Origin of the sequence: Citrobacter sp. wls615 (genome assembly GCF_005281355.1) — a bacterium.
Lineage (GTDB): Bacteria > Pseudomonadota > Gammaproteobacteria > Enterobacterales > Enterobacteriaceae > Citrobacter > Citrobacter werkmanii.
In genome coordinates, this window is sequence record NZ_SZXM01000082.1 from 37,992 (window position 1) to 52,757 (window position 14,766).

The following is a 14,766-nucleotide window of genomic DNA, read 5'->3' on the forward strand; positions in this document are numbered from 1 at the left end:
TGGTCTATTGCAACGAAAATCTCACCGTCGCCACCTGTCCGGCGTCATCCATCACCAGCAGTTGGTAATCCCCTTTGGCCGTCAGACGTAGCGTCAGGTGACGCCCGCGCTCGTCCAGACGTTGTCCGTTAAGAAACCACCAGCGATCGCCTGTTCCACCGCTGGTTTGCACCGGCAATGAAGCCTCTGGTGAACCGGGTAAACGCTTCACAATCGCGCCATCGCGCAGACCTGTCAACTGCAACGGTAACGCGGGATCCTGTCCCAACGGCGGACATATGGCAGAAACAGGCGGTAATCTTGCCCCACGGCGCTCTGATTCCGGCAGCCATGGCTCCAGCGGCAACGGCCAGACGATAAGCGTCTGTTCGCGCGCCTGTGGGCAATCCGCCGCCACGCGTTTGCCCTCGCCGTCCAGCCAGACAGGGAAACGAATGCCGTTAACGCCTTCCTGCTCGGGTAATAACAGCGTTGGCGGCTGACTGCCTTCCAATAACCAGGTTGCCAGACGGCGGCGACAGTTGCTGTCTCCAACCGCAAGAGATTGCCCGCCCGGCCAACATACCACGCCGCGGCTAACGGATTCAGGACGAGGATCTTCCGGCTGATTCGTCCCGCGAGAGAGCAGAAGATTGTTGACCTGATTGAGCAGCGGTACGGCGCTGGCAAAGCCAAATTGCCCCACCACCGGCGTACCGTCGGGCCTGCCGGTCCAGATGCCAATCACATAACGGGCGTTAATCCCAATCGCCCACGCATCGCGATAGCCATAGCTGGTGCCCGTTTTCCACGCCAGCGGAACCACTCTGCTCAGTGCGTTATCCGGTAGCGGTTGTGCTTCGTCAGCCATAATCCGGCGAATAATCCACGCCGCACCAGCCGACATCAGCGGGCGCTCCAGTAGCGGGTCTGCTGGCTGCAGGCGCAATTTACCCGCCTTCCCGTGGCGGGCAAAGGCGCTATACGCCGCAGCCATATCATCAAGCCTTGCCCCCGCCCCGCCCAAAATCAGCGACAAATTCGGCGCAGCTCCTGCAGGCAGATATAACGGTAAACCGACGTTACGTAACGATGCGGCAAAACGCTTCGGACCATAGGCTTCCAGTACCTGGACCGCGGGTAAATTCAGTGAACGTACCAGCGCCTCACTCATGCTTACCGGTCCGTGAAAACCACTGTCAAAATTCCCCGGTCGATAATCACCTGTTCGCCGTGGTACATCCTGCAACAACGAAGCGGGATGAATTAATCCGTCATCCAGCGCCAGACCATAGATAAACGGCTTCAGCACCGATCCCGGTGAGCGGATCGCATTCACCATATCCACATGACCAAAGCGGGAGTCATCATTCATATCAACTGACCCCACCCAGCCACGCACGCTCATATCGGTATGATCGACCACAATCATCGCCAGCGAACTACGCGCAGGCAACCGCCCTTTCCAGTTTTGCGCCAGTTCTTCAAGTTGCCGCTGCAACCCGGCGTCAAGGGTTGTCACGATTTTGTCGCTGCGGCTTTTTCCCAGCATCATGCGCGAAAATAACGGCGCTAACTGCGGCATCTGCCTGGGAGCCAGCCAGACCGGCTCTCCGCGTGACTCCTGCACCTGTTTTGCGGACCAAATGCCCTGAATTGCCATACGTTCGAGCACTTTATTACGCGCCGCCTCAGCGCGGTCCGGCCAACGGTCCGGACGCAGACGACTCGGCGCCTGTGGCAGCACAGCCAGCAATGCGGCGTCGGAGTAGCTCAGTTGTGCAGGCGATTTGCCAAGATAGGCCCAGCTTGCTGCGCCCACACCTTGCAACGTGCCGCCAAACGGCGCACGGTTAAGATACAGCGTCAGAATGTCGCGCTTGGACAGATGCCATTCCAGCTGCAAAGCGCGCCAGAGCTGGCGAAACTTGCCGCCAAAAGTGCGTGGGTGGGGGTCGAGTAAACGTGCCACCTGCATGGTGAGCGTACTGCCGCCCGAAACGACACGCCCGGATGAGAGGTCCTGCCATGCGGCGCGCAGCACTGAAAATGGATTGACCCCGGGGTGTTTCCAGAACCAGCGGTCTTCGTATTTGATTAAGGCCTGAAGGTAGCGGGGGGATACCTCATCAATCGTCACCGGATAACGCCAGATACCGTCCGCGTCGGCGAAGCGCCAGAGAGGCGTACCATCGTGCGCCACCACGACACGTGCGGGATCCACCTCGTGAAGCGGCAGTGGCCAGATTTTATCTGCCGCCCAAATTGCCGTCACCAACACTAGCGCAACGACTGCCAGCCAGAGCCAGCAGCCGCGTTTACCCAACCCGCGCATCATTTACGGTCTGACAATCAAAAGCCCCTCTGCCGCACCGGTTGCCCGCCACTGCGGAACATACATTGATTCCACCTGTGGGACGGGAACCTGATACGTTCCCGGTGTTACTGCCCGCGCCAGGTACACCAGCGTAACCGGCTGTCCTTCATTCACCGCCACCGCAGCGACAAAGCGATCGTCACGGAACTCAATATGCTGGATATCCGCCTGCTGCATCTGATTGAGCAGGTTCGCCACTTCGCTAGCGCTATCCTGCAGACTGGCGCTGCCGTTGGCCAGATTTTGGTTTTCCAGCTCCAGTCCGGCAGGCAGTAAGTCGACGACCAGCGCATCCGGCACGTTCTGGCTGGCTTTCACCTCCAGCCAGACCAGCACCAGTTCGCCGCTGCGCAGAGAATCCAGTGATTTGCTGCTCCCGTCAAGTCCCAGGATCTGACGTTCAATATGCAGGACGTTGCTGGCAGGCGTCGGTGCGGTTTGCGGATAACCACTGACATCCAGACGCAGCCACAGCGGCAGATTACCGGTATTCGTGACGCTCAGCGTGGACAGCTCGTCGGCATCCAGATTCCGGGTTTGCGATTTCTCACCTGATAACGGCTGTTCAGAGAGTGATGTTTGCGCCTGCCACGTGCCAGGTAAATCCTGTAGCGTACGTGCGGCAAGGAACAACGCATTATTTTCCTGAGTAGAAAGCCAGCGCTGACCAAAGGCCTGTTCTGACAAGGTATTCAGCAACGTATTCTGCTCTTCAGGTTTGAGCTTGTTCTCTTCCAGCAAGGCCAGCATCAGCGCGTTGTCGCGTAGCTGACTGCCGTAATCCGCCATCCACTGCTGTGCATCGCGACGCGGAGTATTCAGCGCCAACGTAAGCGCCTGTTCACTACGATTAGCATCGCCCATGTTTTTCAGCGCGATCCCCAGTTGCAACAGCGGTAAACCAGAAGCCGCCTGAGCACGGTGCTCCCAGATTTCACGCAGTGCGCCAAGCGGGGCTTTTTGCTGACGAGCCAGCACCAGCGCGGCGTAGGCCTGTACAGCAAACCGGCTTGCAGACGAGTCATCAGTATAACGAATCGACATCATCCCCGGATCCTGCAAATAACGCAGCAGCCGCTCATTACCCCGGTTAATCACCTCAACCGGGACGCTGTAGCCTTGTTCGTTCGCACGGACGAGGAAATCCATTACATACGCGGTCAGCCAGTACTCTTCTGATCCGTTCTTATCCCACAGCGCAAAACCGCCGTTATCGCGCTGCATTTGCAGTAAACGGGAGATGCCAATCTCTACTGCCGCACGGCGTTTTTCATCACTGTCGCCCGCGATACCTAACGCCTTTAGTTGCGCGGCATTAGTGTATAAAGAAGGGAACAACCCGCTCGCCGTTTGCTCAAGACAACCGTAAGGGTAGGCTTTCAGTTCACGGATGTAGCGCGCCAGATTCAGCGGCGGCTTACCGCTGAACAGCAATTGCCCCTGCATCGTCACAGGAGAGAAATTAGCCAACTCTTCGCCTGGCAGCTGCCAGGTTGCCCCCGGCTGGAGCGCAACGCCATTATTGACGGTTTGCGCAGGGAACGCCGGGCGCACGCCAATCTTCCACTGTTTTTGCTGCACAGGCAGCGTTTCCCCTGGCAGGGACAGACCGCTAATCTGCGCCTGAATGTCGCCCTCGCCAAAGCCTTCCCGCGCGCGCACCGGAATAAACAGCGTAGTCCGTACGCCTGGCGCCAGATTCACAGGGGTAGGATCTTGCCCTATCAGTTCCAGTAAACCACTGGCCGCGAGCTTAATATTCAGCGTCTGCGGTTTATCGGTCAGGTTGGTCACGTCCAGCGTCAGGCGCGAAGTATCTCCCCCGGCCAAAAAGCGCGGCATGTTCAGTTCAGCAATCACCGGCGCGGCGACAATCACTTTGCTTTCGCTGCTGCCAAAGTCATCCGCCGTCCAGGCCTGAGCCATGACCCGCAGCTCGCCGTTGAAATCACCAATCGGTAACGTCACCGTACCTTCGCCCTGCTCGTTAAGCGTGACCGGCAACGCCTGTTGCGCCACGATATTGACGTGATTGACCGGAGGCTTACCGCCACGCTTTAACTCATCGCCATCGCCACCAAAGCGCAGCGCCGCCAGACGACCTTGCCCTTCGATGACCTGACCGTAAATATCATAAATATCCGCGCCATAGCGTTTTTGCCCGAAAAACGCCTGCCATGGGTCGGGCGTGACGTAATCAGTGATGTTCAACACCCCGCTATCAACGGCAGAGACCAGTACGTTAACCTGCTTTGGCACGTCGCCATTTTTAACGCTGGCTTTAATCTTGACGGTTAACGGCTGATTTGGACGTATTTTCGCCGGACTTTCCAGCGCCAGTCCCAGACGACGATTTTCATCGCCCAGCGGTAAATGCAGCAATCCAACCGCCCGTTTTGGCGTCGCCGAACGGGATTTGTCGCCAGGACGAACCACCAGCGCACTGAGATACAAATCGTGGCGATTCCAGGTTTTATCGACCGGAATAGTGAGATCCAGGCCATTCGCAGGCACGTCTATTTCTTGCCACCACAGCGGTCCTTCGCTGGACTCCACCATCGCATAACCTTTGCCAGCCGCGGGGGCGGCAATATGCAGCTTCATGGTATCGCCAGGACGATAGCCGGGTTTATCCAGTTTCAGGGTTACACGATCGGGACGAACAGAGCCACTGCCGTCGCTATTATCCTGCCAGCTATAACCGGCCCAGAAGCGCACGCTGCTCACCGCATCATTCGGCGCTTTTACTTCCAGACGATAGGCGCCCCACTCAACCGGGAAGCTCACTTTACCGGTTTCATCGGCCTTAAGATCCAGCGTCTGCTCACCTTCGATCAGATCTTTTTGATCAAACTGTGATTGCCAGCCCTCGCCTTCAGTCCAGTTCCAGTAATAATCACGACGTTCCCGGATCAAACGCACCTGCAAGCCGGACACCGCTTTTTTATCGCCTTGCGCATCGGCATAAACGATATCGAAAGCGGCATTGCTGTCTTCATCGACGATAGGCTGATTCACCGTGGTGTCAGTGCGATAATCATAAACGGCTTTCGCCGCAAACTGTGGTCGAATCCCCGGCAGCGTATCCGCAGGCCAGATGGCTTGTTCAACCCGACGCGTCACCGGGCGGCCACCCGACTCCAGCAGGCTGGCTTGCAACACCACCTGTAACGGGGAGTGCGTCTCCTGCCACTGGCTGGCGGTGGTCACTTCGCCACGACCGTGATCGTCCAGCGTGAGCTGAACTTCATCAAGACTGCGGGAAAGGTTTTCTTCGGCAATATTACCAAACTGGAACCCTGGCAACGCCTGCACCGCCTCGCGCAATGGTCGCAAGAAAAGCTGCCCTTGCAGCGCGTTGCCGTTGGCGGGCGCGCCGTACAGGTAGTAACCCACCACCGAGAATTTCACTTCATCAGTTGGCGCTACCGGCATTTTGCTGGCGGTGAGATTGAGCGCCATCCGCTCTGGCATAAAATCTTCAACGTGGAAATCCCACATCCGCGTCTGGTTGTCGCCAGTATTGGCGCGAATATGCCACATCCCGGTCGGCGCGCTGCTGTCCAGCGGCCAGCTAAAGCGGTACAGACCGTTCTCCGGCTGGCTGACAACCGAGCGTAAAACCTGTCCGTCGGGCTTAACGACTTCCAGCTTCACCGGCTGGTCGGGTAACGTTTTACCGTCGCTGTCACGTAGTAATCCATTGAGGATCACCGTTTCACCGGGGCGATAGAGATCGCGCGGACCAAACATAAAGAACTGTTTGCTGTATCCCGGCGCGCCGGCAATATCAAACTCAGCCAGATCCAACGCCGGAAGTTTCAGGTCAAGCAGCGTGGTCTGCCCGTCTTTGCGGGCCAGCAATAAGGCAGCTTCTTTATCAGTCTTAAGCTGTACATGACCCTGTGCGTCGCTGGTGGCTTGCGCCAGCGTCTGCCCTTTTTCGTTGAGTAATGTGACTTCAATGCCCTGCTGCGCTGCGCCGTTTTCCAGACTCTGCGTAAAGACATCCAGTTGATTGTGGTAACGATGCGCCGACACACCAATATCGCTGAGCGTAAACAGCGTCGCGGCATTACTGTAGTTGTATTTTCCGGCCTGATTCATCACCGCGATGTAAACGCCGGCCTGCTGCAACGGTTTGATTTCGCTCAGCGGCAGCAACAGCTTTTCGCGCGTGTTACGCGCAGGGTTGAGATCAAAGCGTCCGGTATAGACCAGTTCCGCCATTTTCAGCAGATTATCGGATTCCCAGTTCGACAACGAATTGCGGTATTCCCACTGGCTGACGAACGCGCCAAGCGACTCTGGCTTCACGCGATAAAAATTCACATCCACACTGTTAACGTTGAGCGCCATCACCGGCAGCCCTTCAATCACTTTTCCCGGCAGTAGCGAACCGCGACTGGCGAAGCCTACGCTCGGCTGGACGTCACGTGTGGTGATGTTTTTTTCATAATCGATGCCAAACGTCGCTTTATTCAGCGCCAGTAAATCACGCTCAATGGTAACCACCAGTTCCCGGTTAGGTTCGAGGTGGCGTAAGCGTAGCTCTTTCAGGTTTGGCGCCAGTTCCCACGCCCCATCGACTTTGCCGCTTTTTTTATCGACAACGTGCACTACACGGGAAAAATCTTGTTCCGGATCGAGGGGAATGGAGAAGGTCAATACGAGCGTTGCTGCGCCGTCGAGTTGGACCTCTGAGACATCCAACAGCGTCAGCGACTTGCCCTGACTTTGTTGCATCAGCTTTTCTAACTGAGCCTTGTCTTTTGCGGGCGCGGTCTGCGGCGCAGGTGCATCCGGCTTCGCAGCCGTCGTCGATTTTTCGTTATTATTATCGCACCCGACAAGTGCCAGCATCAGCATGCAGGCCGCTACGCGTAAATGTTTCATTGTTCATCCCTGGCCGTAGTGGCCCGTTAGCTACGTAGAACAACTATTATGCGTTAGTTTTCAGGCTGTGGAAGCCAGTAAATGAACAACGTTGTCCTAATTTTCGTGATTAATGTGGATTCGCCTGCCAAATCAGCCTCTTTTACTTGTCGCTTTGCACTAAACGTCCGACAATTTGCCAAAACCTGGTAAAAATGGAGATGCCTATGACCACCGCCTTCTTTGTCGCTGCCGACTGGCTTGCCGAACACATTGACGACCCGGAAATACAAATCCTTGATGCCCGGATGGCACCTCCAGGTCAGGAAGATCGCGATGTTGGCGAGGAGTATCGTGCGGGTCATATTCCTGGCGCCGTTTTTTTTGATATTGAAGCGCTTTCTGACCATACCTCGCCGTTGCCGCACATGATGCCGCGCCCGGAAGCCTTCGCTGTCGCGATGCGCGAATTGGGTGTTCATCAGGATAAACATCTGGTTATCTACGATGACGGCAACCTTTTTTCCGCCCCCCGCGCATGGTGGATGCTGCGGACTTTTGGCGTTGAGAATGTCTCCATTCTGGCGGGCGGTCTTGCTGGCTGGCAGCGCGATGAGCTAATGCTGCAGGAAGGAAACGAGGAGTTACCCGAAGGCGAATTTAACGCCGCATTTACGCCTGAAGCCGTGGTGCGCGTCACTGATGTGCTGCTGGCCAGTCATGAAAAAACGGCGCAGATCGTCGATGCCCGCCCGGCTGCACGTTTTAATGCCGAAGTTGACGAGCCGCGTCCTGGTCTGAAGCGTGGTCATGTGCCTGGTGCGCTTAACGTACCGTGGACAGAGCTGGTTCGTGATGGCGAACTGAAAACTACCGACGAACTGGATGCTATTTTCTTCAGCCACGGCGTGAGCTTTGACCGCCCCATTATCGCCAGCTGCGGCTCCGGCGTAACGGCTGCCGTGGTGGTACTGGCGCTTGCCACTCTGGATGTTTCGAACGTCTCATTGTATGACGGGGCGTGGAGCGAATGGGGAGCGCGCAACGATTTACCGGTAGAACCGACTGAGGCTAAATAAAATCTGATTTACCCTTCTTTTTCGCCGACAAAAAAACCGCTCAGTTGAGCGGTTTTTTTGTGCCAGTCCGGTTCGCGGCCTTTCTGGCAGGCTGTGTTGCCATAGCAACGCAGGCACATCGTAGTAATTTAATACTCCCTTTTAAGGGAGTAAAAGTCAAGTTAGTTAGCCGAGAAATTATTCACAACGTGAGATATTATTCTCCGTGGCCCTTTTCGCCGCCTCGCAAGCGGGCACTGGTCTCGGGAAAGGACTTTTCATGGCCGTAAGCGCAGGCACATCGTAGTGCTTGCTATCACGGCATTATCGCCAGTGGTGCTGTCGTGATGCGGTCTTCGCATGGACCGCGCAATGAAGATACGATGCTTCTGTATCGTGCTTGTTGTTTCTGGCGCGTTGTGTATTCACGGGGACCAGAGTTACTCAGGTAATTCTACACGCGTGACGCTCAGCACCCAGGGCAAGTAAGCCTGGTAGCCGCCCTTCGGGGCGGCTTTCCTTTACTCAGATAATCCGGTTCTGTTTAAAATCGCGCAGGAAGCCGCCCCAGCGGCGTTCGTAGAACGGTGCGATATGCTCGGTGATAAAGTGGCTGACACCCTTCTCGCCTTTCTTCACCTGGCAAATATCAATCGGTTCATCGCCCGGTAATGTGTCGGTCGCGACGCTGCCCGCAGCATGGATGATCTCTTCAATATCACCGTCAGCTTCAATCCCGATCAACAGGTTTGGCTGAGCTTCCGCACTTTCTTTGATTGAGCAAAGAAACGCACGTTTTACCGGCTTGATGGTTTTAAACAGCGTGGTCAGCGAGTCAATCATCTGCGCTGGCGGTTCAGCGACTTCAGAGAGGATCAGCGATTCCCCCCCTTCCAGTACCTCCTGGGTGCTTAGCGGACTCCCCTCTTCACCGATCAGCAGACTGATTTCACGCGGCATAAACTCTTTGCCGGTCGGCAGTTTCGCGTTGAGAAACAGCATTTCGCCAAGCGTCATTTCAAACAACGTACGCACCGGCATAACGACAAATGCTTGCTCATCTTCAACCGCCTGCTGCAAAGCCTCAAGGGAAGTAAAGAACGGGATCACGGTTGTGCCGTCTTCTTTTTCCCAGTGCTGCAGATCGAGAGCGCTGTCTTCAACCACCGCCTCGCCTTCTGCAGCAGTACCCGGCACCCAAACGGTGGATTCAAGTAAAGTACGGAAAAATGCCGGTCGATGTGCAGGCTCTGTCGCCGCTTGTTCCAGCAACGTTTCTAATTCATTTTTTGTTTCGGTCATAAGGATCACAAATTGGATGAATACATGTAGGCCGGATAAGCGTCGCGCCATCCGGCAATACAGTCATGAATTATGCGGTCAGCAGATTCGCGATGGTGCGCACACCCAGACCGGTTGCGCCCGCAGACCACTGCTCAACCGGCGCTTTGCGATAGGTTGCAGAGCAGTCGATGTGCAGCCAGCCTTGCTGGTAGTTTTCCACAAAATGGGACAGGAAGCCCGCCGCCGTGCTCGCACCCGCCGGGTAGGCCGCGCTACCGGTGTTGTTTAGTTCAGCAAAGTTAGATGGCAGCTGACTACGGTGGAACTCAGCCAACGGTAGACGCCAGAACGGCTCGTTTTCTTGTGCCGCGCTTGCCAGCAGACGGGCAGCCAGCTTGTCGTCAAAGCTGAACAACGCGTGATAATCGTTACCCAGGGCGGTTTTCGCGGCACCGGTCAGCGTAGCTGCATCAATAATCAGCTCCGGTTTCTGCGCGCTGGCGTCGATCAAACCATCCGCCAGCACCAGGCGTCCTTCCGCATCGGTATTCATCACTTCAACTTTTTTGCCGTTGGGATAGTGAATAATATCGCCCAGTTTAAAGGCGTTGCCGCTGATAAGGTTATCCGCGCAGCACAGGTACAGTTTCACACGCTTATTCAGACCACGGGTAATGGCAAACGCCAGCGCGCCAGTGACCGTTGCCGCACCGCCCATATCGGACTTCATTGAGTCCATAAATGCGCTTTGCTTGATGCTGTAACCGCCGGAGTCAAAGGTAATTCCCTTACCAACCAGGCAAGCATAAACCGGGGCTTCTTTATCACCGGTAGGATTGTAGTCCAGCGCCAGCAGCACCGGAGGACGCTCAGAACCGCGCCCCACGGTATGCAGTCCCATGTAGTTCTGCTCGCGCAGATCTTCACCTTTGGTGATGCGGTAAGAGACGTTATCGCAGGCCACCCCGCACAGCAGGTCGACCGCGCGCTGCGCCAGTTGTTCCGGACCCAGTTCTTCCGCCGGGGCGTTAATGGTATCGCGCACCCAGTCAATAATCTTCAGACGGTTATCCAGCTCTTTGCGCTGTGCTTCGTCCAGGGTAGCCCACTCAACTTTGCGGGTGCCTTTTGGTCCTTTATAGCCCTGCCAGAAAGCCCAGCTGCGTTCGGTATCCCAGCCTTCACCGTCCAGTTGAACGTGTTTAATACCCAGGCCGTCGATTTTACGCGCGGCGCGCTGGATAAGGCCAAGGTCATCTTTTCCGTTCAGGTGCAGGGTAATGCCTTCATTATTAATGCTGTATGTAGCCTTTTCACCCCAGCGGGCATCGGCAGGTTGCGTGGAAAGCGTAATTTTCATGGCTTCTGTCATTTTATTTATCCTTATTTTCGCGCATACAGGAAAACGGGCCACCCGTGGGCAGCCCGTTGACTTATTCGGCTTCGTCCAGCCAGACCAGCAAAATGGCCTCAAGGATTTTTTCGTTCGATGCCTGTGGATCATCATCGAACTCTTCCAGGTCACAGATCCATTGGTGCAGATCGGTGAAACGAACGGTCTTGGGATCAAGATCGGGGAAGGCGTCGTACAGCGCTTCACCGATTTCACGGCTATCGGTCCACTTCAGTCCCATACTACCCTCTGTTAATGCTCACGTGCATGATTGATTGTGTAACGTGGGATTTCGACCACTAAATCGTCCTCGGTTACCCGCGCCTGGCAGCTTAAACGGCTTTCCGGCTCCAGACCCCAGGCTTTATCCAGCATGTCGTCTTCTTCTTCCGTGCTTTCCGGCAAAGAATCAAAACCTTCACGTACGATGCAGTGACAGGTCGTACAGGCACAGGATTTTTCACAGGCGTGTTCAATTTCGATACCGTTACGCAGGGCAACGTCGAGAATGGTTTCGCCGGTCTCAGCTTCCAGAACTGCGCCATCGGGACAGAGATCCTGATGAGGCAGAATAACAATCTTTGGCATATTAAACCTCGTCCACGGAATGGCCTTTCAGCGCGCTACGGACGGATTTGTCCATGCGGCGAGCGGCGAATTCCTGGGTTTGTTTGTCTACGTTTTTAATGGCTTGTTCTATCGCGTCAACATCGTCACCCTGCGCAACCTCGCTCAAGTGCGCGGCGGCGGTGTCGATAGCCTGACGTTCTGCGGCGCTTAACAGCGCGGCATCAGCGTTCAGCGCACCGGATAAACTTTCCAGTACACGTGCCGCTTCGACTTTCTGTTCTGCCAGCATACGGGCTTTGACGTCCTGCTCGGCAAAACTCATCGAATCCTGAATCATGGAGGCGATTTCGCCGTCAGTCAGACCGTAGGACGGTTTAACCTGGATTGAGGACTCAACGCCTGTGGATTTCTCCATGGCGGTGACGCTCAGCAGCCCATCGGCATCCACCTGGAAGGTCACGCGGATATGCGCGCCGCCTGCTGGCAGCGCCGGAATACCGCGCAGCGCAAAACGCGCCAGTGAACGGCAGTCCTGCACCAGCTCACGCTCGCCTTGCATCACGTGGATGGACATTGCGGTCTGGCCGTCTTTAAAGGTGGTAAAGTCCTGCGCACGCGCCACCGGGATAGTGGTATTACGCGGGATCACTTTCTCCACCAGGCCGCCCATGGTTTCCAGTCCCAGGGACAGCGGGATGACGTCCAGCAGCAGCATTTCGCTGTCCGGTTTATTTCCGACCAGAATATCCGCCTGGATTGCCGCACCGATAGCGACCACTTTGTCCGGGTCAATAGAGGTCAGCGGCGTACGGCCAAAAAACTCACCCACGCGTTCACGTACCAGCGGTACGCGCGTTGAACCACCGACCATCACCACTTCCAACACATCCTGCGGCTCAACACCCGCATCTTTCAGCGCGCGACGACAGGCCAGCAGCGTACGCTTAACCAGTGCGGAAATAAGTTCATTGAAGGTTTCACGGGTGATTTCACCCTGCCATCCCGCCACGTTAACCGCCACAGAATCGGCGTCGCTGAGCGCAATTTTCGCCGCAATGGCGGCATCCAACAGTTCACGCTGTACGCGGTTGTCGCTACGATCGGTAACTCCCGCCTGCTCGCGAATGTAATCGGCGAGCAGATGGTCAAAATCATCACCGCCGAGTGCGGAATCACCGCCGGTCGCCAGCACTTCGAACACGCCGCGGCTCAGGCGCAGAATAGAAATATCAAAGGTACCGCCGCCAAGATCATAGACCGCGATCACGCCTTCCTGACCGGAGTCCAGGCCATAAGCAATCGCCGCAGCGGTCGGCTCATTCAGCAGACGTAATACGTGCAGGCCAGCCAGACGCGCGGCGTCTTTGGTCCCCTGACGCTGCGCATCGTCAAAATATGCCGGAACGGTGATCACGACGCCGTCCAGTTCACCGGACAGCGATTCGGTTGCCCGCGCGGCCAGCGCTTTCAGAATGTCAGCGGATACGCGCACCGGATTAAGTAAACCGGCAGCGGTTTCAATCATCGGCAGGCCGTTTTCACTGGCCTGAAATGTATAAGGCAGATGCGGGTAGCGCGCCTGGATATCCGCCAGAGAGCGGCCCATCATGCGTTTTACCGAACTAACGGTATTAGCCGGGTCAAGCGCGGCATTGGCGCGGGCATCGTAACCGACAGAGTAGCCCTGCGGCTGATAGTGAACCACTGACGGCAACAGGTGGCGACCTTCGTGGTCTGCCAGCGTTTCGGCCTGGCCGCTGCGTACGGTCGCAACCAGGGAGTTGGTGGTGCCTAAATCGATGCCTACCGCCAGACGACGCTGATGCGGCGCGGCGCTCAGACCAGGCTCACTAATTTGTAATAAGGCCATTTTCGCTTCCGGAAATTAAAAATCGAGCAGTTTTTCTTCGAGTTGTTCTGCACTGCTTCGCAGTTTATCGAGAAAACGCAGCTTACGCACGGTATCCGCCGCCGCGTCCCACATCTCGTTATCCAGCTGTTCAACCATCAGTTGATGGCGACTTTCAAACATTTTTTTCACGCGCTGGATAAAGCTTTCCAGTCGCGATTCGTCTTTCGCCTGCTCAATCTCGTCAAGCTCTTCCCGCAGCTCCAGTTGCTCCATCAGGAACGCGGTATCACGCACCGTGTGCTGCTCATTGCGAATATCAAAGCCGTGTAAAGACAATAAGTATTCGGCGCGCATCAAGGGATGACGCAGCGTTTGCCAGGCCTGGTTAATGGTGGCGGACTGCGAAACCGCAGCAAGTTGCTCCGCCTGAGAACCGCTGGCGAATTTATCAGGATGATACTGACGTTGGAGATCCTGAAAACGGATCGTCAGAGCCTGGAGATCAATAGGATATTGAGCGGGTAATCCGAAGAGAGTGAAGTAATCCATAACTATCTCAGGGGTAGCCTGTTAGAACAAACCCCACACGTAAAATCATGCGTGTGGGGTTATCGGTGAGCGCGTTATACGTGGAAGCTTTCGCCGCATCCACATTCGTCTTTCACGTTCGGGTTAGTGAACTTAAACCCTTCGTTCAGACCTTCTTTGACGAAGTCTAACTGCGTACCGTCGAGAAATTGCAGGCTCTTACCGTCGACCACAACTTTAACGCCTTTGTCTTCAAACACGGTATCTTCAGCCGCCGGCTCGTCAACAAATTCCAGTACATAGGCCATACCTGAGCAGCCGGAGGTTCTCACGCCCAGACGCAGACCAAACCCTTTACCGCGGTTTGCCAGGAAGGTATTTACACGCGCTGCTGCACTGTCGCTTAAGGTAATCGACATAATAAAACCTCAACTCTTAATTATTTTGCTTCACGTTTGCTTTTGTAATCCGCAATCGCGGCTTTAATCGCGTCTTCAGCCAGGATAGAGCAGTGAATCTTCACCGGTGGCAGTTCAAGCTCGTCGGCGATATCGGTGTTTTTAATCGCCTGTGCTTCGTCCAGAGATTTCCCTTTTACCCATTCGGTAACCAGAGAACTGGAAGCAATAGCGGAACCGCAGCCGTAAGTCTTGAAACGCGCGTCTTCAATGATACCCTCATTGTTGACTTTGATCTGCAACTTCATCACGTCGCCACAGGCTGGTGCACCGACCATGCCGCTACCCACGTTCTCATCGCTGTTGTCAAAAGAGCCCACGTTACGTGGATTCTCGTAATGATCGATAACTTTTTCGCTGTAAGCCATGTTGAATTCTCCTTATCGGTGCCG

The 14,766-nt window shown here is 55.6% G+C and carries 12 protein-coding genes; 2 read left to right on the top strand and 10 right to left on the bottom strand.

Annotation, left to right across the window (positions count from 1 at the left end):
* Window positions 1-4 precede the first annotated feature (4 nt).
* Window positions 5-2,317 carry a peptidoglycan glycosyltransferase PbpC gene (gene pbpC, locus FDX04_RS20215; RefSeq protein ID WP_137371389.1) on the bottom strand — a complete coding sequence of 771 codons (2,313 nt, stop codon included), beginning with the start codon at window positions 2,315-2,317 and terminating at the stop codon, window positions 5-7.
* Window positions 2,318-7,252: an alpha-2-macroglobulin gene (locus tag FDX04_RS20220; protein ID WP_137371390.1), complete on the bottom strand. Its 4,935-nt coding sequence runs from the start codon at window positions 7,250-7,252 to the stop codon at window positions 2,318-2,320. It abuts the gene before it with no gap.
* Window positions 7,253-7,458: 206 nt separating this feature from the next.
* On the opposite strand from FDX04_RS20220, the gene sseA reads away from it, so the two are divergent.
* Both sseA and timP read left to right on the top strand, forming a co-directional pair.
* Window positions 7,459-8,310, top strand: coding sequence for a 3-mercaptopyruvate sulfurtransferase (gene sseA / locus FDX04_RS20225; RefSeq protein WP_137371391.1), 852 nt, complete (start codon window positions 7,459-7,461; stop codon window positions 8,308-8,310).
* Between the two features lie 351 nt (window positions 8,311-8,661).
* Window positions 8,662-8,778: a small toxic inner membrane protein TimP gene (timP, locus tag FDX04_RS24565; RefSeq protein WP_249935551.1), complete on the top strand. Its 117-nt coding sequence runs from the start codon at window positions 8,662-8,664 to the stop codon at window positions 8,776-8,778.
* 36 nt (window positions 8,779-8,814) lie between these two features.
* Here the strand turns inward: timP and sseB are convergent, their stop codons facing one another.
* The 8 genes from sseB to iscU all read right to left on the bottom strand — a co-directional run bounded on the left by sseB (window position 8,815) and on the right by iscU (window position 14,742).
* On the bottom strand, window positions 8,815-9,591 hold the full coding sequence (gene sseB, locus FDX04_RS20230; RefSeq protein WP_137371392.1) for an enhanced serine sensitivity protein SseB: 777 nt from the start codon (window positions 9,589-9,591) through the stop codon (window positions 8,815-8,817).
* 70 nt (window positions 9,592-9,661) lie between these two features.
* Window positions 9,662-10,945 carry an aminopeptidase PepB gene (gene pepB, locus FDX04_RS20235; protein ID WP_137371393.1) on the bottom strand — a complete coding sequence of 428 codons (1,284 nt, stop codon included), beginning with the start codon at window positions 10,943-10,945 and terminating at the stop codon, window positions 9,662-9,664.
* Window positions 10,946-11,006: 61 nt separating this feature from the next.
* Window positions 11,007-11,207: a Fe-S cluster assembly protein IscX gene (iscX, locus tag FDX04_RS20240; RefSeq protein ID WP_003037694.1), complete on the bottom strand. Its 201-nt coding sequence runs from the start codon at window positions 11,205-11,207 to the stop codon at window positions 11,007-11,009.
* Between the two features lie 11 nt (window positions 11,208-11,218).
* Window positions 11,219-11,554, bottom strand: coding sequence for an ISC system 2Fe-2S type ferredoxin (gene fdx, locus FDX04_RS20245; protein ID WP_003037690.1), 336 nt, complete (start codon window positions 11,552-11,554; stop codon window positions 11,219-11,221).
* 1 nt (window position 11,555) lies between these two features.
* Entirely contained in the window at window positions 11,556-13,406 is a 1,851-nt protein-coding gene (gene hscA, locus FDX04_RS20250) for a Fe-S protein assembly chaperone HscA (RefSeq protein ID WP_079223155.1), read from the bottom strand.
* Window positions 13,407-13,421: 15 nt separating this feature from the next.
* Window positions 13,422-13,937, bottom strand: a complete 516-nt coding sequence (gene hscB / locus FDX04_RS20255; protein ID WP_042306735.1) for a co-chaperone HscB — start codon at window positions 13,935-13,937, stop codon at window positions 13,422-13,424.
* A gap of 74 nt (window positions 13,938-14,011) precedes the next feature.
* Window positions 14,012-14,335 carry an iron-sulfur cluster assembly protein IscA gene (gene iscA / locus FDX04_RS20260; RefSeq protein WP_003037681.1) on the bottom strand — a complete coding sequence of 108 codons (324 nt, stop codon included), beginning with the start codon at window positions 14,333-14,335 and terminating at the stop codon, window positions 14,012-14,014.
* A 20-nt stretch (window positions 14,336-14,355) separates the two neighbouring features.
* Window positions 14,356-14,742, bottom strand: a complete 387-nt coding sequence (gene iscU, locus FDX04_RS20265) for a Fe-S cluster assembly scaffold IscU (protein ID WP_002913991.1) — start codon at window positions 14,740-14,742, stop codon at window positions 14,356-14,358.
* Window positions 14,743-14,766: the final 24 nt, after the last annotated feature.

What these genes read in the sequence shown, in the direction of transcription:
- hscB (WP_042306735.1), bottom strand. Translation starts at nt 13,937, where the DNA reads ATGGATTACTTCACTCTCTTCGGATTACCCGCTCAATATCCTATTGAT.
- pbpC (WP_137371389.1), bottom strand. Translation starts at nt 2,317, where the DNA reads ATGATGCGCGGGTTGGGTAAACGCGGCTGCTGGCTCTGGCTGGCAGTC.
- hscA (WP_079223155.1), bottom strand. Translation starts at nt 13,406, where the DNA reads ATGGCCTTATTACAAATTAGTGAGCCTGGTCTGAGCGCCGCGCCGCAT.
- iscX (WP_003037694.1), bottom strand. Translation starts at nt 11,207, where the DNA reads ATGGGACTGAAGTGGACCGATAGCCGTGAAATCGGTGAAGCGCTGTAC.
- iscU (WP_002913991.1), bottom strand. Translation starts at nt 14,742, where the DNA reads ATGGCTTACAGCGAAAAAGTTATCGATCATTACGAGAATCCACGTAAC.
- sseB (WP_137371392.1), bottom strand. Translation starts at nt 9,591, where the DNA reads ATGACCGAAACAAAAAATGAATTAGAAACGTTGCTGGAACAAGCGGCG.
- timP (WP_249935551.1), top strand. Translation starts at nt 8,662, where the DNA reads ATGAAGATACGATGCTTCTGTATCGTGCTTGTTGTTTCTGGCGCGTTG.
- sseA (WP_137371391.1), top strand. Translation starts at nt 7,459, where the DNA reads ATGACCACCGCCTTCTTTGTCGCTGCCGACTGGCTTGCCGAACACATT.
- iscA (WP_003037681.1), bottom strand. Translation starts at nt 14,335, where the DNA reads ATGTCGATTACCTTAAGCGACAGTGCAGCAGCGCGTGTAAATACCTTC.
- pepB (WP_137371393.1), bottom strand. Translation starts at nt 10,945, where the DNA reads ATGACAGAAGCCATGAAAATTACGCTTTCCACGCAACCTGCCGATGCC.
- FDX04_RS20220 (WP_137371390.1), bottom strand. Translation starts at nt 7,252, where the DNA reads ATGAAACATTTACGCGTAGCGGCCTGCATGCTGATGCTGGCACTTGTC.
- fdx (WP_003037690.1), bottom strand. Translation starts at nt 11,554, where the DNA reads ATGCCAAAGATTGTTATTCTGCCTCATCAGGATCTCTGTCCCGATGGC.